22 protein-coding genes are annotated in these 25,109 nt (G+C 47.1%); 18 read left to right on the top strand and 4 right to left on the bottom strand.

Going from position 1 to position 25,109, the window contains the following annotated elements:
- Positions 1–10: 10 nt before the first annotated feature.
- On the bottom strand, positions 11–1,978 hold the full coding sequence (locus RIF36_RS17050; RefSeq protein WP_350125607.1) for a DUF3858 domain-containing protein: 1,968 nt from the start codon (positions 1,976–1,978) through the stop codon (positions 11–13).
- A gap of 673 nt (positions 1,979–2,651) precedes the next feature.
- Between RIF36_RS17050 and RIF36_RS17055 the strand changes: the two genes are divergently transcribed.
- A complete protein-coding gene (locus RIF36_RS17055) occupies positions 2,652–4,355 on the top strand; it encodes a DUF885 family protein (RefSeq protein WP_350125610.1) in 1,704 nt (567 codons plus the stop codon).
- A 962-nt stretch (positions 4,356–5,317) separates the two neighbouring features.
- Here the strand turns inward: RIF36_RS17055 and RIF36_RS17060 are convergent.
- Positions 5,318–6,049, bottom strand: a complete 732-nt coding sequence (locus RIF36_RS17060) for a hypothetical protein (RefSeq protein WP_350125613.1) — start codon at positions 6,047–6,049, stop codon at positions 5,318–5,320.
- Positions 6,050–6,073: 24 nt separating this feature from the next.
- Positions 6,074–6,337: a hypothetical protein gene (locus RIF36_RS17065; protein WP_350125616.1), complete on the bottom strand. Its 264-nt coding sequence runs from the start codon at positions 6,335–6,337 to the stop codon at positions 6,074–6,076.
- A gap of 176 nt (positions 6,338–6,513) precedes the next feature.
- Here RIF36_RS17065 and hsdR point away from each other — a divergent pair, with 176 nt between their 5' ends.
- The 14 genes from hsdR to RIF36_RS17135 all read left to right on the top strand — a co-directional run bounded on the left by hsdR (position 6,514) and on the right by RIF36_RS17135 (position 19,924).
- Positions 6,514–9,759: a type I restriction-modification system endonuclease gene (hsdR, locus tag RIF36_RS17070; RefSeq protein ID WP_350125619.1), complete on the top strand. Its 3,246-nt coding sequence runs from the start codon at positions 6,514–6,516 to the stop codon at positions 9,757–9,759.
- 5 nt (positions 9,760–9,764) lie between these two features.
- Positions 9,765–10,142: an endonuclease domain-containing protein gene (locus RIF36_RS17075; RefSeq protein ID WP_350125622.1), complete on the top strand. Its 378-nt coding sequence runs from the start codon at positions 9,765–9,767 to the stop codon at positions 10,140–10,142.
- Between the two features lie 484 nt (positions 10,143–10,626).
- A complete protein-coding gene (locus tag RIF36_RS17080; protein WP_350149436.1) occupies positions 10,627–11,799 on the top strand; it encodes a class I SAM-dependent DNA methyltransferase in 1,173 nt (390 codons plus the stop codon).
- A complete protein-coding gene (locus tag RIF36_RS17085) occupies positions 11,726–12,091 on the top strand; it encodes a hypothetical protein (protein ID WP_350127982.1) in 366 nt (121 codons plus the stop codon). Before RIF36_RS17080 ends, RIF36_RS17085 begins: the two co-directional genes overlap by 74 nt.
- The gene (locus tag RIF36_RS17090; protein WP_350127979.1) at positions 12,088–13,566 is read left to right on the top strand and encodes a restriction endonuclease subunit S; all 1,479 of its coding nucleotides are present in this window, start codon (positions 12,088–12,090) and stop codon (positions 13,564–13,566) included. Before RIF36_RS17085 ends, RIF36_RS17090 begins: the two co-directional genes overlap by 4 nt.
- A 145-nt stretch (positions 13,567–13,711) precedes the next feature.
- Positions 13,712–14,239 carry a hypothetical protein gene (locus RIF36_RS17095; protein ID WP_350127976.1) on the top strand — a complete coding sequence of 176 codons (528 nt, stop codon included), beginning with the start codon at positions 13,712–13,714 and terminating at the stop codon, positions 14,237–14,239.
- Positions 14,236–14,769, top strand: coding sequence for a helix-turn-helix transcriptional regulator (locus RIF36_RS17100; RefSeq protein ID WP_350127973.1), 534 nt, complete (start codon positions 14,236–14,238; stop codon positions 14,767–14,769). Before RIF36_RS17095 ends, RIF36_RS17100 begins: the two co-directional genes overlap by 4 nt.
- A gap of 2 nt (positions 14,770–14,771) precedes the next feature.
- Positions 14,772–15,197, top strand: coding sequence for a hypothetical protein (locus RIF36_RS17105; RefSeq protein WP_350127970.1), 426 nt, complete (start codon positions 14,772–14,774; stop codon positions 15,195–15,197).
- A gap of 9 nt (positions 15,198–15,206) precedes the next feature.
- Positions 15,207–15,923 carry a hypothetical protein gene (locus RIF36_RS17110; RefSeq protein WP_350127967.1) on the top strand — a complete coding sequence of 239 codons (717 nt, stop codon included), beginning with the start codon at positions 15,207–15,209 and terminating at the stop codon, positions 15,921–15,923.
- Between the two features lie 50 nt (positions 15,924–15,973).
- Positions 15,974–16,438 (top strand): HTH domain-containing protein, encoded by a 465-nt coding sequence (locus RIF36_RS17115; RefSeq protein WP_350127964.1) that lies wholly within the window; start codon positions 15,974–15,976, stop codon positions 16,436–16,438.
- A 30-nt stretch (positions 16,439–16,468) separates the two neighbouring features.
- The gene (locus RIF36_RS17120) at positions 16,469–16,897 is read left to right on the top strand and encodes a hypothetical protein (RefSeq protein ID WP_350127961.1); all 429 of its coding nucleotides are present in this window, start codon (positions 16,469–16,471) and stop codon (positions 16,895–16,897) included.
- A gap of 32 nt (positions 16,898–16,929) precedes the next feature.
- Entirely contained in the window at positions 16,930–18,735 is a 1,806-nt protein-coding gene (locus RIF36_RS17125) for a hypothetical protein (RefSeq protein ID WP_350127958.1), read from the top strand.
- A 69-nt stretch (positions 18,736–18,804) separates the two neighbouring features.
- On the top strand, positions 18,805–19,326 hold the full coding sequence (locus RIF36_RS17130; protein ID WP_350127955.1) for a toll/interleukin-1 receptor domain-containing protein: 522 nt from the start codon (positions 18,805–18,807) through the stop codon (positions 19,324–19,326).
- Entirely contained in the window at positions 19,310–19,924 is a 615-nt protein-coding gene (locus tag RIF36_RS17135; RefSeq protein WP_502880858.1) for a PIN domain-containing protein, read from the top strand. Before RIF36_RS17130 ends, RIF36_RS17135 begins: the two co-directional genes overlap by 17 nt.
- 15 nt (positions 19,925–19,939) lie before the next feature.
- Here RIF36_RS17135 and RIF36_RS17140 read toward each other — a convergent pair whose 3' ends face one another.
- A complete protein-coding gene (locus RIF36_RS17140; protein ID WP_350127949.1) occupies positions 19,940–20,389 on the bottom strand; it encodes a hypothetical protein in 450 nt (149 codons plus the stop codon).
- A gap of 141 nt (positions 20,390–20,530) precedes the next feature.
- Here RIF36_RS17140 and RIF36_RS17145 point away from each other — a divergent pair, with 141 nt between their 5' ends.
- The 3 genes from RIF36_RS17145 (at position 20,531) to RIF36_RS17155 (ending at position 24,990) form a co-directional block, all read left to right on the top strand.
- Positions 20,531–20,866: a hypothetical protein gene (locus tag RIF36_RS17145; RefSeq protein WP_350127946.1), complete on the top strand. Its 336-nt coding sequence runs from the start codon at positions 20,531–20,533 to the stop codon at positions 20,864–20,866.
- A 730-nt stretch (positions 20,867–21,596) separates the two neighbouring features.
- The gene (locus RIF36_RS17150; protein ID WP_350127943.1) at positions 21,597–22,034 is read left to right on the top strand and encodes an HU family DNA-binding protein; all 438 of its coding nucleotides are present in this window, start codon (positions 21,597–21,599) and stop codon (positions 22,032–22,034) included.
- Positions 22,035–22,875: 841 nt separating this feature from the next.
- Complete coding sequence (locus RIF36_RS17155; RefSeq protein ID WP_350149440.1) at positions 22,876–24,990, top strand: hypothetical protein; 2,115 nt, start codon at positions 22,876–22,878, stop codon at positions 24,988–24,990.
- Positions 24,991–25,109 lie beyond the last annotated feature (119 nt).

Genomic DNA, 25,109 nt, shown 5'->3' on the forward strand with positions numbered 1-25,109 from the left:
ACGCAGGCGCCTATTCTACTGGCACAATGGCCAGTTTTTGGTTAAATAAGTCAATGGCCTTGTCATTCGCCATTTTAATAGGCATGTAGTGCTCGGGTTTGTAAACAGCGTGTTTTAGTTCAAACTTCCCAGTTATCTTGAGTGAATTAGGGCTCGTTTCTTCCACTTCAAATAGCAATGTGTAAAGAACATTGTCTAGTTTGTATCCTTTGGGAATAGCTTCCAACTTGTAGCCATCCGGAATAGTGACAATAGACACGTAGCTGATGTTTCTTGGATAAACCAGGTCCACTGGGTACCTACGGGAGGCTGATTTAAATTCCGATTCTTTGGGCGGTGCGTTCAGAAACGGAGAGAAGTAGACCTTGGAATTAACCACTTCCGGTCGCATCGACGCCGAATATTCTACCACGTATGGCTGCGATGGGTCTTTGTAGTTGGAGGTCGATATTTGGCCAATTTGTTGCCCGTCAGAGGAGTAGAGGTTATGTATTGTCTCTTTTTTGTTTTCAAGCCTTCGCCTCAGGTACATGGCTTCATGCCCTGCAGAAGAGTTCTTCGCCACAAACCGGATTGAATCGAGTGAAGGGGAGAAGCTGAGGGTAAGCTCGCTGGTTGTTGCTGACTGTGAATTGCTTATCACACTCACCCATTGAGGATCTCCATTTTTGACCAACAGTCCTTGATCATTGATGCACCTCACTGGAAGTTCATCGTATTGACTGTGGACTTCAGTGGCGTCCATCAGAATGTGTTGCTCGCCAACCTGAGCGTAGGCGATGACGTAGTTAAAGAAATGGTCGAAAGGATAGTCTTTGTACACCTTGCCATGCCCTCTGGTACTGATAATAACAGGATTGGCGTCTAACCCGAGTGTTCTGAGCAATGCTATAAGGAACAGATTGATATCTGCATCGCTCCCTGTTTTCTGCTCGACAAGCTCTTTTGGAGATTTGGTGGCAAACTTTCCATAATAGCCATCCCAGCTAAAGGTGTTTTTAACCAGGTCTACCGCCGTTTTTAGCTTCTCTATATCCGAAGCTCCTTTGATATCGGAAAAAGGAGGCTCCTTGCATATTTTCTCCGCCTTGTCCATGTACTTACCAAAGTCGAAATGCTTATCGAGAGCGGAGACTAGTTTCGGCCACGTGGTGATGATCTCTCGGCTGCCTCCGTCTGCTTGGGTCACTTTGGCAAGCTGGAAGTCGATCCTTTGTATGTAGTCATCTTCCGAAGAAAAGAAATCTTCGTCATCAAAAGAAGGTACATTTTTAGTGGCAAATTGATTGACAGCAATACTGTAGTCAGCACCGGCAAAGTGCTCTTTTCCTGGTTGGAGAAAGGATTTGTGCAGCGTCAACTTTGGATTGCCAATTAGAATAAAGACGTACTCGTAAAAAGGAATCATCCTGGCTTCATAGTAGCTGTATAACGTTGGGATTTTTGATTGAAAACGCCAGTCGTTGAGCCTGTAGACAAAAGGGCTGACTACGTTATATTTTATGTCAATAATGGATCCTTTTTGGACACCGGGCAAGGCAAACTTTTTCACCGTGACATTGTCCGATACCTTCTCGTCAAAAACAGTAGCCTTGTCAAGCTCTGTTCTTGCAAGCCTTCCATTTTCGAAATTAAAGGTAATGGCTTCCAGGGTTTGAAGGAGCTCGTTGTCAACACCGTCCTGATATAAGGTGATGGCATGTTCTGCCCAGCGTATGCCTGCATTGCTTAGAATTTTGATTCTCAGGTGGCGTTCAAATGACAGCTCAAATGCCTGTGTATTACCACGGACAAAAGACGAGGTGCCTTTGTCGAATAAAATGACAGCTTCTGCATCGGGCTCGGATTCAAATTTTGAAAACTCAAAATCCTCATTGGCTACCGTTCCGAAATCACGGACATATTCCTGCGCTGAGGCTTTATGAGAGTATAAAGCAAGTGTAGTAAATAGAAGTATTAGGCAGTATAGGTTTTTCATGTATTCTTTACTCAGTTTTTTTAAACAAGGCATAATAAAGCGTATTTGAGTATTAAATGAAATAGGAAGTAATAATTTGTTGCGCCGATTTTTCTATCACCTCACCCCGGCCCTCTCCCATGGGGAGAGGGGGTGGATGCAAGCATCTCTTCCTTATTCGGATGGGGCTTCACCGCCATCCTGTTTTTATGCCGCCCCTTCAGGGCTCTGATACAATGCAAGTGCCGTCAGACACCGGGTTGAGTTTCCTGAGGGCCCATCCTCAACCTTTTCGGCGGCTGACTGCCCCAATCCACGGCCCGTAGGGCCGTGCCGACGCCTTTGCTCACAGTGTCGTTGCCGTCCGTCCTCCGTTCCGGCGGGTGTCTCCACCGCCGACTGTGATTCGTTCCGGCAGGTGCCTTCACCGCCGGTTTCTAAATGCCAACACTTGCCCTTTGTTTTACCCCTTCCCAACCTCAAGCCCCTGGCGCCCCTAAAGGGAGCCAAAGGGCACCACCCACTGGCCGTACCGACGCCTTTCCTGGCAGCATTGTCGTCCGTCCTCCGTTCCGGCGGGTGTCTTCACCGCCGGTTCCACCACCCACCGCACTTTCCTTCCCTTTGTCCAGCTTCCGTTGATTTCCTTATGTTTCCGTCACATCTTATGCATTGGATTCAACCTATCTGCCTTATGAAAAAGACATTGCTTTCGTTCCTCTTTTCATTGCTTATGCTCAGCGGCTTCTCGCAAGCGCTCTACGAGCAAACCAGCGAAGTCAACAACCTTATGGTGCGCTACGACGCCGACTACGGCAGTCTGCACCGCTTCTACTATATGAACAGCTCTCCAGAGCGCATCGAGCGCCTCAAAACCCTCGATCAGGATTACCTCAGGCAGCTCGAAGCCATGGACTACGACGCCCTCGGCACAGGAGCCCGGGTCGACTATCTCCTCTTCAGGCGGGATGTGCAGGAAGACCTGCGCACCCTTACCCTCGAAGGCACCGAACTAGCGGCCGTGAAGCAATGGCTTCCATTTGCGCCTTATCTCTACGAAATCGAGAACCTCAGGCGACGGGGTAACCAGCTCCAATGGCAGGAGGTAGCCAAAAAGCTGACCGACAAAGGCGACGACATAGAGGCTATCACCGCCAAACTAAAAGCCGCCGAACCCTTCGATCAGAAGCTGACCAGGCGGGCCTCCGCCTCCATTAAAGGCATACAGGAAGGCATCAAAAGCATCCACAGTTTCTACAACGAATACGACCCCTTGTACACCTGGTGGGTCACCATGCCCATCACCCGGGTCGACAGCCTGCTAACCATTTACGAAAAGGTAATGACCAGCAAGGCCAAGCTTATTACCACCCAGGCAGACGATGGCAGCGGCATTGTGGGTAGCCCCATAGGTCGTGACGAGATCATCAAGCAACTGGAGTTTGAGATGATCCCCTACACGCCCGATCAGCTGATCGAGCTGGCCAACAAGGAGTTTGCCTGGTGCGATGCCGAGCTGCTCAAGGCGTCTCGTGAAATGGGCTTCGGCGACGACTGGAAGGCGGCGCAAGAGAAAGTGAAGAACTCCTATGTACCCATCGGCCAACAGCCCGAAGCCATGATGGAGCTCTACAACCAGTCGGTGGCTTTCCTCAAAGAGCACGACCTGGTCACCATTCCGCCCATTGCCGAAGAAAGCTGGCGCATGACCATGATGGCGGCCGAGCGGCAAAAGGTAAGCCCGTTCTTCCTGGGCGGGGAGAACTTCATCATCTCTTATCCCACCAACACCATGGAGTACGACGACCGCCTGATGAGCATGCGGGGCAACAACCCTCACTTCTCCCGGTCTACCGTGCACCACGAACTCATTGCCGGCCACCACCTCCAGGGCTTTATGAACAGGCGCTATAAAACCTACCGCCAGTTCCGCACCCCATTCTGGACAGAAGGCTGGGCGCTCTATTGGGAGCTGCTGTTGTGGGACATGGACTTTCCCCGCTCCCCCGAAGACCGCATCGGCATGCTCTTCTGGCGCATGCACCGCTGTGCCCGCATCATCTTCTCGCTCAACTACCACATGGGCAAGTGGAGTCCCCAGCAGTGCATCGGCTTCCTCGTCGACAGGGTAGGGCACGAGCGGGCCAACGCCCAAGGGGAGGTGAGGAGGTCGTTCACAGGCGGGTACGGGCCGTTGTACCAGGTGGCCTACCTCACAGGTGGCTTGCAGTTTTACGCCCTCAAAAAAGAACTGGTCGACGGTGGCAAAATGACCCTCAAGCAATACCACGACGCCGTGCTCCACGAAAACGCCATGCCGGTAGAAATGGTGCGTGCCATCCTCACCAACCAAACCCTGCCCAAGGACTTTAAGACAAAGTGGCGGTTTTACCATTAAAGAGGTTACTCTCTACGCTCCTGCAACAGAACCAAATTAAAGAGGTTACTCTCTCTGCGCCCTGCAAGTAGTAACCTCTTTAATCTTTCTGAAAACGTATCAATCAGGTAACTCTTTACGCTTCTGCAACAGGATCGAGTTAAAGAGGTTACTCTCTACTCATGCAAGTAGTAACTCTTTAATCTTTCTGAAAACGTATCAATCAGGTTACTCTTTACGCTTCTGCAACAGGATCGAGTTAAAGAGGTTACTCTCTGCGCCCTGCAAGTCGTAACCTCTTTAATCTTTCTGAAAACGAATCAATCAGGTTACTCTCTACGCTCCTGCAACAGAACCAAATTAAAGAGGTTACTCTCTGCGCCCCAGCAAATAGTAATCTCTTTAATCGTTGCTGAAAGCCAATCACCCCATCAATAAATATCTCAATGACTTGGGCGTGCCCCCTTTGCCGCCGGAGCGTTACCACTCAACCGACAACCCTCTTCGGCGGCAGGGGTCGGGCCTTCACCAGTCGCCGGCCAACGCACGAAATACCCAACAGCGGGCTCCAACAATGGCTCTGTCCCTCACGCAAAGAGGCATTGCTTGGGAAAGATGTTATAAGAGAAGTGATCGCATGGGCCGTTTCATGATCAACAATATTCCATATTACGATATGGAATAATCCGACTATGGCTTCGAAGCGGAATCCAATCGAAGCACCTAACCCAACTTTACTGGTGATTGCGAGAACTATAGGGAGGCGGCAACCTCATCATGGCAATAGCAATCTGCTCGCAGGGGCCATGTGAGCTTCCATTGCCTCCGGTTTCCGCCAGGGGGCGGACTTATGCAACGGGGGCGACCGAGATTTGCGCTTGCAGCGCATCAATCTTGTCTCAAGTTTCTAAATAGGATTTGGGAACATCGGCATCCTTATAAGGACATGAAAGGAAGTATGTATCCGCTCATTTAAATGGCGCTTAGAGGGCTTTCACAAACTTTCCCTGAACCGGGTCATAAGTCATGAAGTACGACTGCCCCATGTGCCCATCATCCACTTCAACCTCAAGGGCACGGGTGTCAACTCTTGGAGGTTCCCAGGCCCTGATGCTTTCAAAAATATCTGTAGATACATTCCCCACAGGCCAGTCATCCCTATCAAACTTAATTACGTGTTTGACGATCCTGGTCTTCTTGTCGATAACACGAAGCTCAGACATTCTGGCCCTAGTGTCATCTTTTCCCTTGTAATAAACAGCCAAAAAGTAGTCACTCTGAAACGAATCCCGCATTAGGATCTCGGTTGGTGGGTTGACAATTGCTTCATCAACATCTGTCAATAAACCTATTTGTGAAAGACTAACCTTGTGCATTTTTTGACTCGATTGCCAGGTACCGGTTAGGCTGTCTGCAGTCCATTGAAGAGTCAATTTGGCAAAGGCATCTCCATCGTGATACTCGGTTAACTCCAGTACGGCACTTTTAATGAGGTTCCCTTTCAATACCAAAGGATCATTCAATTTGTCATAGACATAAATCCCGGATACAGCAATAGTGTCCTTTGAAGCCCCGTTTTTATCAAAAAACTGAAGATACACGTGCACTTTGGCTCCAGCCACCTCGCCTTCATAGGTTCGGCAGTTATACCAGCCAGCCCATAGGATGGATGAATGGCATAGCGCAACTGTCAATAGTATCAAGTGCTTTCTCATATCCTTTTTTTATGCAAGACTATGTTACCTCTTCCTTTTCCCCCTCCAGCCGCCTTCCAGAAACTCCCGAAGCTTACTGAATGGTGAAAGGCTAAAGTAGGCCACAATGTAGAATACCACTCCTAAGAAAAGTAACAGATGGCCACCAAAACCCGTGGGCTGCAAAGTCTTGGAGTGGATACCTGTAGCCACCTTGTTGGTCACAATCATCCAAATGCCGTAGGCTGTTATGCAGGTTGCCACTAGAAGAAAGCCCCAAAAGCCTGAATTGTTGTTCTTTTTACCCATCCGTCAAAAAACTAGCTACTAAACACCCAATAACTTCAGCAATTCCTTAGATTTAGTTTGGCAATTTAGAGGGTTCATGCTTTTTGGTAGTTAAAACCTCTATTTAATTGTCATCTTTCGCAAACATTTAGTCGACTGGAAAAAAGAAGCTATAGAGCGCAAGGGCACATCTTATTATGGCCGATTCCAATTTTTTACACTTAGAAAAGGAGTTTCCCCTCCTCTTTAATATTGGGCAGGCAGCTGAATTCAACCTGCACACAGACCCCGTCACTTGTCTGTTCAAACTTCGACAGTTTGGAGAGAAGGTAACCGAATTACTTTTTGAAGCTCACCAACTTGAATTCCCCTACGATAACTCGTTTCATAATAGGTTAAAAACGCTGGAGTTTGAAGCGGTGCTCCCAGCCACTGTAAAAGACCTGCTCTTCAACATCAAGAACAAGGGCAACGTAGCCGTGCACGACAACAAAGGCACACCTGACGATGCCAAAGGCACCCTGCTGTCAGCGTTCAAAGTGGGCAAGTGGTACTATCAAACCTACTCTGAAGAAAACAAAGATATTTCGGAGGTAAGGTTCCATGTACCCGACAATAAAGATGCCCGGCACGCACTGCACGAATTAGAACGGAGCTTTAAGGAGCTTGAGCAGAAATTCCTCCGGCTCATGGAGGAACGCAACACCTCTGGCTTGCCAAAAGAAAAGGTGCAGGAGATACAGGAAAGATCCCAAACTGCTGCCCGCAAAATAGACATGTCGGAGGGCGAAACGAGAGACCTGATCGACGCACACCTGCGGCTGGCTGGCTGGGAAGCAGACACAAAAGAGCTCAACTACAAAAGCCGCAAAACACTACCACAGCGGGGAAGGAAAATGGCTATTGCCGAATGGCCCGCCCAGTCGAAATGGATCGACTATGCCTTATTTGTAGGCAATGAACTTTATGGAATAGTTGAAGCGAAAAAATACTCCACGGACATATCTACCGACCTTGGGCAATCCAAAGTATATGCGGAACTAGTTACTCAGGACAACGAGGCAAAACTCCTTGGCTCCTGGGACAGCTACAAAGTGCCTTTTCTTTTCTCAACCAACGGCCGACCCTACCTGGCACAAATAAAAACCAAGAGCGGCATCTGGTTTCTGGATATCCGGCAAAAGCATAACAACTCCAGGCCCCTGCAAGGTTGGTACAGCCCCGATGGTCTCGTCAAGCTTTACGAAAGAGACCTGAAGGAATCGGAAGAGAAACTCAAAAATGAAAGTGCCGACCACCTGGGCAATGAGACTGGGTTAAGGCTGAGGAAATACCAGCTTGAAGCCATAAGAGCTGTAGAGAATAAACTTATTCAACATCCCGAAGACAGAAGAGCGCTAATAGCCATGGCAACGGGCACTGGAAAAACCCGCACCATCATCGGGCTTTGCTATAGGCTCATTCAGTCGAACAGGTTCAAACGTATCCTCTTTTTGGTTGACCGCACGTTGTTGGGCAACCAGGCATCAAACCACTTCAAAGACAATAAGATTGTCGGTCTCAACACGTTCTCTGAAATTTACGACGTAAAGGAACTCAAGGACATAACCCCAGAAATGGATACCCGCCTCCACTTCTCCACCGTTCAGGGAATGGTGAAGCGGCTTTTTTACAACGATGGCGAAGGCGAGGTGCCTCCGGTAGATCAATATGATTGCATTATTATTGATGAGGCGCATAGGGGCTATTTGCTCGACAAAGAGATAGAGGAAGGGGATTTACATTTCAAAAACCAAAACGACTATGTAAGCAAATACCGCATGGTGCTGGAGTATTTCGATGCCTATGCTATTGCCCTTACCGCCACCCCCGCCTTGCACACCAAAGAGATCTTTGGTTCTCCCGTTTATGCCTACTCCTACAGGGAAGCTGTAATAGATGGCTTTTTGATTGACCACGACCCGCCTCATCTAATCAAGACCAAGTTAAGCGAAGAAGGCATAGTGTGGGAGAAAGGTCAAAAGCCAAAAGCCATAGACGCCGAAAAGAATGCAATTATTGAGCTGGAGGCATTGGAGGATGAATTGAAAATCGATATTACCGGCTTCAATAAAAGCGTAATCACCGAAAGCTTCAACAGGGTGGTGGTACAGCAACTGGTAAAAGCGCTCGACCCTGAAGGCGATGAAAAGACGCTGATATTTGCCGCCACCGACGAGCATGCCGACCTGGTGGTAGCCCTCTTAAAAGAAGAGTTCAGTAGCATAGGCATCGACGTGACCGACAATGCTATACAAAAGATCACCGGGAAATCTTATGATCCTCAGGAGCAATTAACCCGATTCAAGAATGAGAAGCACCCCAACATTGCTGTTACGGTTGACTTGCTAACCACAGGGATTGACGTGCCTGCCATTTGCAACCTTGTTTTCCTCAGGAGGGTAAAATCACGCATTCTCTACGAACAAATGCTCGGCCGTGCTACCCGCCGGTGCGATGAGATTGGCAAGGAGAGCTTTCAGATATATGATGCGGTGAAGATTTATGAGACGCTTCAGGACTACACACAAATGAAGCCAGTGGTGGCCAACCCTTCCACCACTTTTAAGCAGCTGTTTGACGAACTTCAGCATATCGATAGCGAGGAAAGAACAAAAAGACAGATAGAGCAGATTCTTGGAAAGCTGCAGCGAAAGAAGCGATACTTTACAGAAGAAAGCGAGGAGAAGTTCAAATACACCTCTAAGGGCATAGGCTCTGACGACTTTGTGAAGATGCTCAAAGAAAAACCCGGCAAAGAAACAGCCAAAGCTATTGCAGGACTTGGCGGCCTATGGAAGTTCCTCGATGAGTTTAAGCCAGCCCCCACCTTTATGCTGGTGTCCGATCATGAAGACACATACCAGGGCACCGAAAGAGGCTATGGCAAGGCCAAAAAGCCTGAAGACTATCTGGAGAACTTTACCCGCTTTATTAAAGAAAACCAGAATAAAATTTCGGCGCTTAATATCGTATGCACCCGCCCGGCCGATTTGGATAGAAAGTCGCTCAGGGAGCTGATGATAGCCCTTGACCAGGAAGGGTACAACTCCAAATCGCTGGTAGCAGCATGGAAGGATGCCAAAAACGAAGACATTGCCGCCGACATCATTTCATTTATCCGCACCATGGCCATCGGTAGCTCTCTTGTAAGCCACGAGGAGCGCATACAAAAAGCAGTGAATGACATCCGGCATATGAAGGAATGGAACAAAGTGCAGTTGAGGTGGATAGACCGGATAGAAAAACAGCTCTTGCAGGAAACTGTACTGCGGGTAGAAGACCTGAACGACTCTCCCTTCGACGACGCTGGAGGTTTCGACAGGCTGGACAAGATATTCGAGCACCAGCTGACTGATGTGATGGCCCGGCTAAATAATAACTTGTACACGGATATAGCATAGCCGCTATGAAAGATGACCGTATCTACAACCGACCGGTACTAAAAGGCTACAGAAAGCAACTCCGAAATAATTTAACGAGTGCAGAAGCCACATTATGGAACTACCTTAAGGGCAAACAACTGGAAGGTAGAAAATTCAGGAGGCAGTTCAGTGTCGAAAACTATATCATCGACTTTTATTGTCCCTCAGAAAGACTGGCGGTAGAATTGGACGGTGCAGGCCATTTTACAGAAGAAGGATTGGTGTACGATGAGGAAAGGACAAAAGTGCTGAATGCTCATGAGATAAGAGTAATTAGGTTTGAGAACAAGGAGGTGTTCGAAGCAATAGAGCATGTTTTACATGCCATTAAAAGTAACTTCACCCAACCTCCTCACCCCTGATATGCGCAGCGAACTACCCGCTAGCAGCTCAGCTGCTCCCCTTAGTAAGGGGAGCTGTCCGCAGGACTGAGGGGTTTGTCTACCTGTCCGCAGGACAGGTGTCAAACCCAGCAGCCGTGGTTTAAAAAACAAACCACCCCGGCCGCTGGCCACCCCTCCTCACAAGGAGGGGAGTGGCATCCGACTCCGGAAGGTGGTTCAGTGGTGAAATTGAATTGAGAGTACTGATTAACAAATAGAAAGAGATTATATGAATGACTAGTCAATACCTAAAACCTTTATCAACTGAAGTAGCGCATCTATCTACCCCCGATCTGCGCAGCGAATTATCCGCTAGCAGCTCAGCTGCTCCCCTTAGTAAGGGGAGCTGTCCGCAGGACTGAGGGGTTTGTCTAACCAGACCGAAGGGCTGGTCTCAAAATCCGGCTCCGGAAGGTGGTTACGTGATAAAAAAAGTAAGTGAGTTTCAAATGAACGAAAATAAATGAGCGCTGAACAAATAGCCAAGAAACTGTGGGACCTGTGTAACGTACTGCGTGACGACGGGGTCACCTACCACCAGTACCTCAACGAACTTACCTACATCCTCTTTCTCCGCCTCTCCGAGGTGAAGAAGTTTGACCAGGACATACCTGAAGCCTATCGCTGGTCGAAGTTGAAAGGACTAACAGACAACAAGGAGCTGTTTGACACCTACCGTGACCTGCTGGCCAACATCAGCAAGCTGTCTACCAACGCCGCCATTACCGAGATTTACACCAACGCTTCTACCACCCTTCGTAAGCCGGTGAATCTGCGCACCCTCATCACCAGTATTGACCAGATCGACTGGTTTGAAGACAGGGAGAAAGACAAAATAGCCACCATTTATGAAGAGTTGCTGGAAAAGAACGCCGGCGAAAAGAAAAGCGGCGCCGGGCAGTACTTTACTCCCCGGCCCCTGATTAATGTGATGGTAGACCTGATGGCCCCTAAGGTAGGCGAGCGCTGGAACGACCCTGCCGCCGGCACCTTTGGCTTTATGATTGCCGCCAACGAATACCTGCGGGAAAAAACTGACGACTACTACGACCTGAGCCAAAAGGAAAGAGACTTTCAGGTAAACGAAGCCTTTAGCGGCTGCGAGCTGGTGCAGGACGCCCACCGCCTGGCGCTCATGAATGCCAAGCTACACGGCCTGGAAAGCCCCATAGTAATGGGCGACTCCATGTCGGAGCTGGGCAAAACCTTTAAAAACTACGATGGCGTGCTGGCCAACCCTCCCTTTGGCACCAAGCAAGGCGGGGAGCGCCCCAGCCGTGACGACTTTACCATCCGCACCAGCAACAAGCAGCTCAACTTCCTGCAGCATATTTACCGCTCACTGCGCAAAGACACCGGCACCGCCAGGGCCGCCGTGGTGCTGCCCGACAACGTGCTGTTTGAAGACAACGACGGGCAGAAGATACGCCGTGACCTCATGGACAAATGCGACCTCCACACGATTTTACGATTGCCCACCGGCATCTTTTATGCGGCAGGGGTAAAAAACCAACGTGCTCTTCTTTACCCGGGCCAAAACAGAAACCGGCAACACCAAGAGAGTGTGGTTTTACGACATGCGCACCAATGCCCCAAGCTATGGCAAGCGTACGCTCTTTGGCCGGGAGGCCTTTGATGGTTTTGTGAAGGCATACACCGGAGGCATAGAATTGAACAAGGTGGCGACCGACTACGACGGCGGCATTGACGAAGAAAAGCGCAAAGCCGTAAAAGACCCCCGCTGGCAATGCTTTACCCGGGACCAGATAGCCGTTAAGAACGACTCGCTGGACATTGGATTGATTGAGGACGAAAGCCTGAACAAAAATGGGAGACTGGGAGACCCGTTAGATATTGCTAAGGAGGCTTTAGAAGAGCTTTCTGATATTCAACAGGAATTGAGGAAAATTATTGAGCTATTAGCATGATGGAAAACCTACCATTAGGATGGACAGAAGTATCTCTGGCTGATGTTGCCGTGTGGGGATCTGGAGGTACTCCCAACCGCTCTAGGTCTGAATATTATGGAGGTGACATACCTTGGATTAAAACTGGAGACTTAAACGATTCGGTAATAAATGAATCAAGCGAGTTTATAACACTAGAGGGCTTGAAGAACTCAAGTGCAAAGTTGTTTCCAAAAGGATGTGTGGTAATTGCTATGTATGGTGCTACGATAGGAAAAACGGCCATTTTGGGGATCGATGCCACTACAAATCAGGCTTGTGCAGTTGCAATGCCTACGGAAGCTACTACCAATGACTTTTTGCACTACTACCTAAAGCAACAAAGGCAAAATTTTATAGACAAGGGAAAAGGTGGAGCTCAGCCAAATATTTCCCAGACTATCATTAAGGGGCACCCAATAAATTTACCTCCACTCGCCGAGCAGCAGCGCATTGTGGCTAAGCTGGATGCGCTGTTTGGTCACCTGGAGGCCCTGCGCACCCGCCTCGACCGCATCCCCCAACTACTCAAAAACTTCCGCCAGCAGGTCCTCACCCAGGCCGTGACGGGGAAGTTGACGGAGGAGTGGAGGAAAGAGATCGTATTAGATTTAGGTTTCATCGAGACTATTAACCTTAAACATTACCAGAAATTAAAACCTGTTCAAGCTAGAGGTCAGAAAGGATTTGATGAAAATTCAGTTTTATACACGCTGCCTGAAAGCTGGCACTGGGTTCCTCAGTTAAAACTTACAAAAGATGGTTCGAATTCCATAAGTGCTGGCCCATTTGGGACAATTTTCAAAGCTAAAGATTTCAGATCCGACGGTGTCCCAATTATCTTTCTTAGGCATGTGAAGCCAGAAGGCTTCAATCAAGCAAAGCCCACTTTTATGGATGAGAATGTTTGGAAAAAATACCATCAAGAGTACTCTGTTACAGGAGGCGAACTACTCGTTACGAAGCTAGGTGATCCTCCAGGAGATGCAACAATTTATCCTAGGAATTTAGGCACTGCAATGGTAACTCCTGATGTAATGAAATCCGATTTGGATGATTCATTGATAGTAGTAGACTACGTAAAGTATTTCTTCAATTCGAATATATGCAAGGACCTAATTGCAAAAATCTCTTTTGGAATGACTCGGCTTAGAATTGATTTGACGATGTTTAAATCATTTCCAATTCCCGTACCGACACTTGACGAACAGCGAGAAATTGTATCTCGTGTGGAATCTCTTTTCTCCATCGCCGACAAAATTGAAGCCCAATACCAATCCCTCAAAGCCAAAATAGACGCCCTGCCCCAGGCTATTCTTGCCAAAGCTTTCAAAGGCGAGCTCGTGCCGCAAGATCCCAATGATGAACCGGCGAGTGTGTTACTGGAGAGAATTAAAGGAGAAAAGACAGGAGCCATAAAGAAGGGAAGGAAGGTGGTGGAAGTTGATACAGGGTGAATGTGTACTTTCTTAAACAGAGCAATATGGAATCACTACACCACCACTACACCACTATTTCACTGACTTTCCATGGCCATGTTACAGAAATATGACAGAAATGATACGCTTTTTGAACAAAAACGTAAACCTATAGGTTGATATCATGCGTATATCCCGTATCTTTCCGGTCATCGAAGGGAAATTGTATCAGGTGGAGTACGAGGAATCTGGTGTAAGAGCTTTTGATGAACTGCGATATCAATGGAAGGATACAGAATGGCTTTATAAGTTTTTTAGGCAATATAAAAAGGACTTGGATGCGCTGACAGAGCCCTTGAAACTGGCGGGAGCTGTAAAACTGGCGATGAAGGACGCAAATGAGTTGTTCGAAAACTTACTGGACTATGGTGGCACCAATCTCTCAGAATTATTTCGACCTCTTTTCGGCCGTGAAGGGGAAATCAAAGACAATCAACCGCAGAAGACCCGGGTGGAGCGGCCAAAAACCTGGCTGAGAATTTATGCCGTTCATTACGACGGCAAATATATTATCACGGGTGGGGCTATCAAGCTTACACAAACAATGAACACCAGGCCTCATCTCAAAACGGAACTTTATAAACTTGAGCTTTTAAGGAAAAAACTGGAATCGGACATTTCGGATGATTCATTAGGATATTTGGAACTATGAGCGACAAACCAAAAACAACTGCTTTCGAAAGGCTATTATCTAACGAGCCAGAGTCCAACTGGAGAGAAGAGGTGGCCCAAAGACGAAGGGACAAAGCCTGGCTAAGCCTTTCGGCAGACATTGCACTTCGGGTATTGGAAGTGCTTGATGAAAAAAACATGTCGCAGGCCGCCCTCGCCAGGGAAATGGCGGTATCTCCTCAGCAGGTTAGCAAAATCGTTAAGGGCGGTGAAAACCTGACGCTTGAAACAATCTGCAAGCTGGAGGAAGCCTTGAATATCAAGCTGGTGGCTTCTTTAAGCGGCGATGAGATCATTGTAGAAAACAATGTAGAGTCTTTGAAGGTCACCCTTGCTAAAGTGATGTTAAAGCAAACAGTGAAAGTGAAAATGAGCGAGGGTTTCAAGGCGACTATAGAAGAGAAAGTGGTAGCGGAAAAGGCATTCCAGTTTAAGCCTGGTGGTTACACAAGTGTGCCGCCGGCCATTCAGGCCGGTGCAGGTGAGTCAGATTATCCAGCTGCAGCTTAGTTATGGCAGAAGCACCTATACCTTTTCAGATAAAATCCATCGCAACCAGGCAATTCGCCACCATGGAAAGCGCCTACAAAGAAGGTGACGAGGCAGAGTTTACCAGCACGTTCAACTTTGGCGTAGGTAAAGAAGATCATCTGGTTGTCACATTGCTGGATGTGAGTTTTTCCTTCAATGGATCGCCGTTTATCATACTTAAAATTAAAATGGATTTTGATGTACAGCCGGAGGCATTCGACAGGTTTAAGAGTAAAGACGGTGCTATTGTAGTACCAAAAGCATTTCTGACTCACCTTGCCGCCATGAGCATCAGTACAGCACGGGGCATACTGCATGCAGAGCTGAAAGGCACAGAGTTTAACCACGTTGTTTTGCCAGTACTTAATGTTTCGGAGGTGCTTCAGGAGGACGTGAGGTTTGAGTAGCGGCAGCCAATGAAAGGTGGCGTACTCATCATCGGCTCCCTATTTTGGCAGGATCACCTGAATGAGGTAGGAGACGACATTAGGAAGGATTGGCGGTCTCAAAGACTCAAAATGGGAGCGGCCATTAATGTAAGGGTACCAATCCGCTACGGCAGATTCTCCGGGGATCCAAAGAGTGGGAATCAAATCTACACCATGGTATTCGATAACACGCTTCCCGGGAGTCAATTCGGTACCGGGAAGTTCGTGCCATTTCAAAGGGATGGATTGGACGCAATGGGCATTATCACAGAAGTCGAGTCTCTTTCAAGAGCTGAGGGAGCGGGGACGCAATTTATCAAAGGCTCCAGGGAAGACAATGCAGCCTGGTGCGTTTGCTGCATTGCTTTCAACCCAGCCAAAGTAGAGGCTGAACAAAAACAACCCCACATTAATATTTGGCGAGAAAAATTGACAGTTAACAAGGTCGGATATGAGGTTTTCCAGAAGGATCCATCGTTTTATAGCCTTACAGCAGATGGCGAGCTTGATATAAAATGGCCAGATGAGTTGAGGGAGTTTGATTTCTTGGTGGCCACGTCAACCAGGTCGACTACCGAAGCAATTGTTGAACCAGCGGAAATTGCAAGATCGGTAAAAAACAGACCTTACTTCGAGCCAAATGTTCAAAATGGCATTCATACTTTTCAGAACAACGAGATTTCCAAAGAGTTGAGAAAATTATAAATGAGTGATTCAAATATGCTACCTTGGTGTAGCATATTTTTTGAATCGACATGGAATTTCTTGAACTCGCTCGAAAGGTGCTGATTGAAAACAATCGGCCAATGACTGCCTCAGAAGTGTGGGACTATGCAGTCAGTAAGGCGTACGACCAAAAATTAGTTACTAAGGGCAAAACCCCCAAGGCGACCCTAGGAGCCAGAATGTACACTGCCGCAAATGACCCTGGGAACAACAATTTCAGAACCATTGGCGAGCGTCCAAAAAGATTTTATCTCCCTGATATTACTCCCGCCAGCACACTTGTGATCAATGAGAGCCAACCGGCCGATAGCGAGGAGGCTCCGAAAGTGTCAAAGTATAAGGAGAAGGATTTACATCAGGTATTGGCTTACCATGTCAGAAACCACCTCGGTGCTTTTCCGAAAACAATCAGTCATTCTAAATCTAACAAGAAGGAATACGGAGAATGGGTTCACCCAGACATGGTAGCTTGCTACTTTCCGCAGGATCATTGAAAAAATGATGTATACGACCTAAGCCAGATAATGGGAGACGCTCAAATCAGCTTATTTTCTTTTGAGATTAAGATAAAGCTATCTTTCTCTAATCTACGGGAGAGTTTTTTCCAGGCTGTCTCTAATTCATCCTGGGCGCATCAAGGCTACCTTGTGACAGCGAATGTGAGGGAAGACCGGGATTTTCTCATCGAACTGGAAAGGTTGTCCAGATCATTTGGCATTGGCGTACTTCTACTGGACTTGGAGGATCCCGATAGTACTGACGAATTGTTTCCACCGGAAGAAAATGAGGTGGTAGATTGGGATACAGTCGATAAGTTGATGATGAATCCTGATTTCAGAGAGTTTATATCCAGAGTCAAGAGAGATGTCAACTCAAAGGAGGTACGAGAAGAGTGGTATGATCAGATCAATGAAGCGGAAGAAATTATAGAGTTTTTTAAGAATCGGCTGTAGTGTATTTGTCAAATGGCGGAGGTACTAGCAATATGGATAAAAGTGAATTCTTTCGATGGTTAAGTAGGGAGAGCCATGAATCTAATCCAAGCCAAGGTATTGTCTTTGTTGATGAAATCGTTGTCAAGCCGATTGATTGTAAGTTTAAATCTCTGACGCTTATCGGTATTGAGTTTAGAGGAGGGCTGTTGTTTGAAAATGGGTGTGATCTTGGCGTTGGTGTTAAGTTTATTAATTGCACGGGTAAAAACTTAGGATTTTCAGGATCGAAAACTTGGGGTTATAATAGAAGCTTTGATCCAAATAATGCTGGAATTATACTAGACACCTGTCAGTTCCGCGACCTGATCGTGGGTAATGGCTGTTCCTTTGAACGGGGGATTACTATCAGAAATGAGTCGGTAATAGGGCGAGTGGTAGTGGTTCATTCTGAATTTAAAGAAGGGGGAATTTCTGTCAGCCACTCAACAATAGAGACACTATTTGATATCAATGACATAGAGGCTAGGGACGGCTATGGAATCCATTTAGACTATTGTCAAATGAAAGCCAAGCCAAGAATCGAGTTCATAAGGAATGGCACGATTTCTATTTTGAAAACTCACTTTTACCGAGATGCTTTTGTGATTGGATGTAATCTGTCAAACCTGACATTTAATGAGTCTGAATTTGATGACGATTTTAAAATTCAAGCGTGCAAGATAGGCACTTTCACGTCCTATTCTGACTCTTTTAAAAGAAGGCTTGTTGTGGATATTAGGAATAACAGTGTCGAGAATATGAGGGGTTCATTAAAAGAGATTCATATAATGGACTCGCACACCGGGGAGGGCTTCGAATTTAATGGATTTGAAACTTCTGTTGATCTAATTAGAATTCCCTTTAGCAATTCGAGCTTCGGGCTGTTTTCATTTTCTTCTTTTAATGAGATACATCGTCTTGAGCTATCTGGGCAAAACACACAAGCAAATGTAACCTTTACATCATGTTGGTTTCAGAGAATATTAATTGAAAACCTCGTCAATAAAGCATCGCTAATCTTCTCGTCCTGTAGTTCGCAGCCGGTCGAATCTGCATTTGAAATTGTAAGCTCATCATTAGGAAATACCTTGTTTCTCAACGTAGGCTTCACCTCATTTGAAAGGGTAGATATTTACAATTCTATCTTAACGAAAATAGAGTTCTCTGGCGGAGATATTTTCAATGAAGAGCAGCTTTTCAGTTTAAGCAAGCACTCCAACTTTAGTAGAGCCAAAGAGAACAACAGCCGCCTGCCAACCGAATTTATTGATTCAATTAATTCGAAGGCAAAACAACAGCTACAAAATCTTAATGCTCGAAAGAAGGAAATATATCGCCAATTGCGTGTTGCAGCTGACAACCAGGGAGATAGAATCCTTTCGACCGACTACAAGTCCCTGGAACTTAAATATTATCGAAAGGAGCTAAGAAACAGCAAACGTTGGTACAACAAAGACCGCATAGTGTTGGGCTTAAGCACCACGAACGATATGGGGCTCAACTGGTCTAAGCCGTTGGGTATATTGATTCTGCTGACCTTATTTATGTATTTCCCAATTGTAATTTCAGCATCATCCGATTTGTCAATGGCCAATGTTTATCCATTAAACGAAATTGATTTTGGGAAGTCCTTTGATACCTATTGTCAGTATAGCTACTTCCTGCCCCAGATGCTGAACCCTGCAAGGGTTCTGGAACGGTCATTTGATTATATTGACCATAAATTTGGAGCCTTTACCTGGGATGCACTGCATAGAATAGGCCTAGCTTTCCTAATCTTTCAGATGGTCTCTGCGTTTAGGAAGTATATCAAATAAGTGATAGCTGTGTTCTCTTAACCCATTATATTTGAAACCTATTAGCTACTTATTCCCTTATATCTAAGTATGCAACAGTTACCCTCAGTATTCATTTCTTATAATCCCGGCGTAGAGTTTGAAGAAACACTGGCCATCAGGCTTCACACTATTGGGGCGGTGCATGGTTTCAATATGTTATTGCCGGATAGGTCTGCTTTCAGAGGGCCATTGGTATCGTCGGAAACAGCCAACCGCATTCGTTTGGCAGATTACTTTATTATTTTTTCTACTTCGCTGTTGAGCGATGCAGTACAAAAAGAAATAGAAGTTGCCTTCGAGCACCTGCACGATAAAGCAAAGATCATTATTGTGTATGATTCTAAGGTAGGTAAGAATTTACAAGGCGGAGAAATGTGCACTGAGATTTTTATCGATTCATCAAAGCCAACTCAGCAAATACTGCAGACCATTCTTAACAAGATAGAGTCGCAAAATGGGTCAAAGAAAAACCCGCAACCCCAGGGGAATGATGTATTGGGAGGCATTCTTTTAGCAGGTTTGGGCTTGTTGCTATTAGGCGCTTTACTGGGAGATGGAAAAGGCAAATAGGAGAGTAAATCAACCCATAATTATTGATACCTCGAGTCTTATCTACTACACTCACATACAAGCACGATATCCCATTTGGGATAAATTGAGATCCCTTTTTCCGCATCTTCTGATCCCTACAGAAATTAAAAACGAGTTTGCCAGAGGCGCACATCGGCACACCGACCGAAACTACGTGCTGGAACGGCTGAAGCCTGACTATGGCTTTTACCGGCTTTGCACCAAATTTGACACTCTCGCTAAGGTAGTATTAGAAACAACTCCTGGTATCGACAAAGGTGAAGCGGAAGCGATAGCGCAACAAAAGAGTGTCAGCTCTTCCTATTTTTTAGCGGATGACAAAACCTTCCATACTGCCATAAGAAAGGTGGACTCCACAGTGAGTGTTATAAGTAGCCTTCATCTGGCGGCTATGATTGATATTCAAAGGCTTGATGCAGTTCCCAACCATTTCATCAGGGAGCTATATAGTGTTTGGAAGTTCAGTAGTGCTGAGTTCAGAGAGGCTTATACACAAGTTGTCGGCTGGTATAGTTTAAGTATGTCAAAAAGGGAAATCAGCAAGAAGACTTCATTAAAGACTATATTGGAGGTCTAGGTGCTTTCCATCTCCCTAAAACACCCTCACCTTCACCAAACCATTGTACTGGCTCACAGCATCACGGGCATGTTTACGGCCTCTTCGGTCGAGCCAGGCCGTAATACCGACAGAGAGTAAACCTGTGCCTAAAACAGTGTAGAGCATTGGTTTGCCCACCCGATCCTGCTCAATCACCAAACCAGTTACACCAAACCCTACCTGAGCTCCCGCCAGCACTGCCAGTGCCGATGCCAGCCTGTTAACCTTTTGGTGCTTGTAATATACACTCATCAATTCAGGGTCGCTGAGCTGCTCAAACTCCGGGTACATGGTCTCGAGGCGATTGAACACTAAATTGTTGTATTCAAAGTAGTAGCCAATGCGACTTTCTTCCATTGTAAGGGAGGAAGAAAGCATGGATTGTGCATGGAGGGTGGCGCTCAGTACGACCATACCCATTAGCGGGAAAATCTTTTTAATCATAGTAAGATGCAAGTCATTGATAACAAATGCGACACTATCGGTTAATTGTGATTTGTTAATATATAAAAATGAGGCCATCCAGTACACCATATAGTTAAATAATTGCCTCTTGTACGATGCCGATAAACATTGAGGCTCCTATTGAAGAAAATATCTGTGTGCAGCAGATTGGTTATTTCCTTGGGATATGCCCCATTCAATTGTGTCATTGTCGAGTTGCCGGATTTGGTCATTTTTATCATGCTTCAGGGCATTGCCCAACCTCCACTACAGGTGCAGGGCAATCCCGGCTATCACAGCAGCGCAACACCGGGTGGGTGCATTGCGCAAGGGCGACAGGGCAGTTGCCCAACACCGGCGCCGGTGTTGCCCAATGGCGGCTTCGGGGTTGCGCAATACCAGGGGGTCAGGTTGCGCAATACTGGGGGTAGAGGTTGCCCAATACAGGGGGTCGGGGTTGCCCAACCCAGGGGGTAGAGGTTGCTCAACCCAGGGGGTGGGCCTTGCGCAACCCGAAAAAGAGCGACGATTGGAGGTAGCTCCATTAGTAAAACAACACAAAAAGAACAGCATATTGCTGAATGTCTATCAGCTAAAGTCGACTTCAAATAGTGCTATCCAGTAAAGTAGTATCCGGATTTTCAAATGCCATACGTCTATGCCTCATTTCTTTCAATAAAACTTTCATTCGCTTACACAGTTTCAATCGATTGATATTGAATAAATAGCCTATAATGAAGCAAATCATCAAACGAATTGAGAGCGTTTTGGTTGGGCTTTTGGCGAGAAAAAAAGAGTGAACAACTTATTTTCTCTTTCTCAAAAAAATAATAGAAATATTTTTAAAAAATTGGACCTCTTTTTCAGTTTTTGGCATCAATATTGGTTTTGATATTAACAACAAGCAAGGAGTAAAAATCACTTCCGCTGAGGCCTCAAACGAATCACGTTTCGCTCCCAATTGTCAGTTGGCAACACCCCGGCCGGGACTCCAACTTTCGTTACCGTTTCACTTAGTAAAGATCATGCAGTCTGCTCGTTGGGCGCCCACGTATCGGGGTGCCTTCGGAGACCAGGTTTTCGAACCCACCCTCCTGACAATGCGATGAGCATGCGCCTGACAATAAGCAGAAAACTCTTCGGAGGGCATGGGCTTGCCCGGTGAAACACCTTAAATAAATGGTTAAATCTTCTAAATTTTAAAGTTATGTCTGTAATGTATAAAATCATCCGCAGAGCCGAACCCGGAGTGGTTGGCGGCGGGCAGATCAAGTTCTACGCTGGAATCTACAGAGAGCGTGAAGCAACGTTGAGAGAGCTTGTAAAAGAGATCTCCTCCCGGAGCACCGTAACCACGGCAGATGCCATGGCAGTAATCGAGAACTTCCTTGAATTGATTCCCAAGTTCCTGCGCAATGGTCGCACGGTGAACCTGGGGCAGCTGGGCCGATTCTCGGTAAACATCAGTAGCAAAGGCTACGAAACACCTGAAGAGGTGGGCAACTACAGTATCGTTAAAAGCAAAGTGTTGTTTACGCCCAGCGATGAGATGCGTGACGAGCTGAAAACGATCAAGTACAGCAGGGCGCCGCTGGATTTTAATGGCACCGGTGCCGATTGGGGAACTAACCAGGAGGATGTATGATACATCAACCCCGGACTCAGTTCCTAACCTAGAATCCCGCAGGCAGCTGCGGGATTTTTTTTGCCCAATTAAAGAGGTTACTCTGTGCGCTCCTGCAAGTAGTAACCTCTTTAATCCCAACGTGAAGCATTAAAGAGGTTACTCTATACACTCCTGCACGGAATAACCTCTTTAATCGGCCGGATCGAAGTGAAGGGATCGTGGAGGGCGTGGCTGCTAGCAACTTAGCTTTACTCTTTGCCTGGCGATATTTTTTTATATGCCGTACCTACGGCACTCGCTCTGCTTTACTCTTGGGCACAGTTGGCGTTACCGCCATGTCGTCCCTAACGGGACTGGTGGTGCCGCAACGACTGGCTACTATCAAGCCCTGAAAGGGTCCGTACGGAGTGAGATACCCATGCGACGGGTGACAGCCCTTCGCACCAAAGTCACGCCCGACGTGGTTTCTATATGCCGTACCTACGGCACTCGCTCTGCTTTACTCTTGGGCACAGTTAGCGTTACCGCCATGTCGTCCCTAACGGGACTGGTGGTGCGGCAGGTCGCATTCGAGCCCTGAAGGGGCCCGGACGGAGTGGTATATCACTGCGATGGGTAATAGCCCTTCGCACCGAAGCACCATCACCCAAAACTCCACCTGCCGTTCTTTGCACTACCTTCTTCCTCAAAAACCAACCCCTATTTGCAAATAAAAAATAAGTACGTATTTTAATATCTCATTAGAGTATTTCAGCCTATTGCCTATTTTTAGCCGTATGGAGTCAGTTTTACAAGAGGTTTCATATAAATCATTTTTTAAAATAGCGGAATACTATCTATTAATTTCATCTCCGCTGGCATGATATCAAAGGTATATAGTCCTGTATTCTGCCTGATTTTATGGGTGCTTCTGTTGGTAATTGTTCCAGAAAGCCATGCCCAGCGGCCTTCCGTCTCTCCACAAGAAGGCGACACCCTCGACAATATCACCATATCGGAAGCCGAAGCCCGCAACATCATGAAGGGTCTGTTTGACCTGCCCCGGCTGACGCATTCTCTGGCACTGGGTCGCATTGCCAAAGACGAGCGCCTCACCGCCTTTACCGACGGCTTCATGCAGCGCAACAATATCCAGGTGCTCACCATCGGCTACATCGACAGCGATGAGTTCTGGCCCCGCATCTTCAAGCAGCAACGCCTCGGTAAAATCAACAAAGCGGATGCTGATAACCTGCTGGCCGCCAAAATCATCTTTGTGCCTGCTTCCACCGAAGGGCCACCCACCGGCTACACCACCCGGCTGGAGCTCACAGGCAAAACGTCACAGGTCTACGAGCTGCTCAGCATCAGTCAGGCCGAGGTAGATTCCATTGCTGCCTCCACCAGCCAGCAGCAGCTGGGCAACACCACCTTCGCCACGCCCAACGAGGCCAAAGAAACGGTAGTGAGTGCGCTGATAGCGGCTTTGCAGCGAGTAGAGCTCAAAGCCTCTCCGCAGGACGCCGTGGCCCTGGTAACTTTTCAGGCAGCGCCACCCGATAATACCAGTCTGCCAACCTACGGCTTCGACCAAATGGTGTACGAGCAGCTGGGAGCTGATTACCCCACAGCGACAATTGCTGGCCAAACGGTGCGCACTGCCTGGAAGTCGCTGAAAAGCAATGCACCCGATAAGGTAACGGCCGTGGCAGGCGGCGATGCCTCTCCCGTCTTCGAAATGAACGGTGTAGCCCTTACCGCCACACCCGGCAATGCCAGTACCTATAAAGTATCGCTGATGGGCGGCAGTGACGGCACCACCAGCGAAGTGCTGGCACTCACCTCCACCGACAATGGCCTGACCATGGGTCTGCTTAATACCATTAGCTACGATGAGGAGATCATTAACGTAAAGATCGTTCCCATTAACGGAGCGGGTACCAATTTCAACCTGCTTAGCTTGCAGCAAAAGCTCAACACCATTTACCAGCCTGCAGTTGCTTCATGGCAGGTGCAGGTGCTGGCCAGTGTGACCCTACCTGACACATGGAATAGTACGGCCGAAGGTCTGGCCGATATTGAAACAGGCATGCTGTCCAACTACACCGCCGAGATGAACGACCTCATCAAAGCCTACCTGCAGGGGCATGACAGGGACAAGGATGCGTATTACATCTTTTTGGTTGACAAAGCGGAAACGCTGGGCAAGAAGGGGTATATGCCCCGCAAAAAGCAGTGGGGCTTTGCGTTTACCGACGTGCACGGCACCAGCGACGATGCCCTGGCCAAAACCATTGCCCACGAGCTGGGCCATGGCGTATTCAGGTTGGAGCACACCTTCAGCGAGAAGGGCTTGCCCCAAAGCCAGACCAACAACCTGATGGACTACACCCCCAAGGGTACCGCCCTCTACAAATACCAGTGGGACTACGTGCACGACCCGGTGAATGTGGTGACGTTGTTTGATGGGGATGAGGAGGGGGCGATGAGCGCTCTTTATTACGATGGCGGTAAGTTGATAAAATTCTTGAATAAAATTCGCAAAAACAACAGGGAGGCAGCACCTATAGACCTGAAGTTAACCAGTGGCGTTGTTTCGAACAAAGATCTTAATGACCAAGCGCTTATCTCAAAATACCTAGGGGAATTCGAGTCCGAAAATAATTCTTTCTTAAACAGTATTTTAAGGGCATACCCTAGTGATGAAAGCATACGCTCCGTTTTGAGTGATCACATCGCAGATACACTATATAACCCATTAGAGTCTCCCTATAATCAAGAACCAATCCTTTTGGCTTTTCGAGTTCCTGTGGTATTGGATGATAATATTCTTGTTACACCGGGCCAAAATTTCACAATCACGATGCATGGGTATTCTGTGACAAATTCTATTATAACTCACTATGCTGAGAGGAAGCGAAACTTAAATGAAACGACCTACATATTTTACAATGGGAAGTCGCCTGAAAAGGGTGGATATTCCAGTTCGAAATAGGCCACCCATATCAGTTTATCTATGCCAATCATAACGGTTCAAAACGTGCCATTGGTTCGTTTCTGATTTCGTTTCGATTTAGGCCATTTCACTAGATTTGATCGTTACATATTTCGGTT

This window comes from Imperialibacter sp., from assembly GCF_040222815.1.
Classification (GTDB): Bacteria; Bacteroidota; Bacteroidia; order Cytophagales; family Cyclobacteriaceae; genus Imperialibacter.

Coding starts and splice junctions, on each gene's coding strand:
- RIF36_RS17050 (WP_350125607.1), bottom strand. CDS start 1,978: ATGAAAAACCTATACTGCCTAATACTTCTATTTACTACACTTGCTTTA.
- RIF36_RS17055 (WP_350125610.1), top strand. CDS start 2,652: ATGAAAAAGACATTGCTTTCGTTCCTCTTTTCATTGCTTATGCTCAGC.
- RIF36_RS17060 (WP_350125613.1), bottom strand. CDS start 6,049: ATGAGAAAGCACTTGATACTATTGACAGTTGCGCTATGCCATTCATCC.
- RIF36_RS17065 (WP_350125616.1), bottom strand. CDS start 6,337: ATGGGTAAAAAGAACAACAATTCAGGCTTTTGGGGCTTTCTTCTAGTG.
- hsdR (WP_350125619.1), top strand. CDS start 6,514: ATGGCCGATTCCAATTTTTTACACTTAGAAAAGGAGTTTCCCCTCCTC.
- RIF36_RS17075 (WP_350125622.1), top strand. CDS start 9,765: ATGAAAGATGACCGTATCTACAACCGACCGGTACTAAAAGGCTACAGA.
- RIF36_RS17080 (WP_350149436.1), top strand. CDS start 10,627: ATGAGCGCTGAACAAATAGCCAAGAAACTGTGGGACCTGTGTAACGTA.
- RIF36_RS17090 (WP_350127979.1), top strand. CDS start 12,088: ATGATGGAAAACCTACCATTAGGATGGACAGAAGTATCTCTGGCTGAT.
- RIF36_RS17095 (WP_350127976.1), top strand. CDS start 13,712: ATGCGTATATCCCGTATCTTTCCGGTCATCGAAGGGAAATTGTATCAG.
- RIF36_RS17100 (WP_350127973.1), top strand. CDS start 14,236: ATGAGCGACAAACCAAAAACAACTGCTTTCGAAAGGCTATTATCTAAC.
- RIF36_RS17105 (WP_350127970.1), top strand. CDS start 14,772: ATGGCAGAAGCACCTATACCTTTTCAGATAAAATCCATCGCAACCAGG.
- RIF36_RS17110 (WP_350127967.1), top strand. CDS start 15,207: ATGAAAGGTGGCGTACTCATCATCGGCTCCCTATTTTGGCAGGATCAC.
- RIF36_RS17115 (WP_350127964.1), top strand. CDS start 15,974: ATGGAATTTCTTGAACTCGCTCGAAAGGTGCTGATTGAAAACAATCGG.
- RIF36_RS17120 (WP_350127961.1), top strand. CDS start 16,469: ATGGGAGACGCTCAAATCAGCTTATTTTCTTTTGAGATTAAGATAAAG.
- RIF36_RS17125 (WP_350127958.1), top strand. CDS start 16,930: ATGGATAAAAGTGAATTCTTTCGATGGTTAAGTAGGGAGAGCCATGAA.
- RIF36_RS17130 (WP_350127955.1), top strand. CDS start 18,805: ATGCAACAGTTACCCTCAGTATTCATTTCTTATAATCCCGGCGTAGAG.
- RIF36_RS17135 (WP_502880858.1), top strand. CDS start 19,310: ATGGAAAAGGCAAATAGGAGAGTAAATCAACCCATAATTATTGATACC.
- RIF36_RS17140 (WP_350127949.1), bottom strand. CDS start 20,389: ATGATTAAAAAGATTTTCCCGCTAATGGGTATGGTCGTACTGAGCGCC.
- RIF36_RS17150 (WP_350127943.1), top strand. CDS start 21,597: ATGTCTGTAATGTATAAAATCATCCGCAGAGCCGAACCCGGAGTGGTT.
- RIF36_RS17155 (WP_350149440.1), top strand. CDS start 22,876: ATGATATCAAAGGTATATAGTCCTGTATTCTGCCTGATTTTATGGGTG.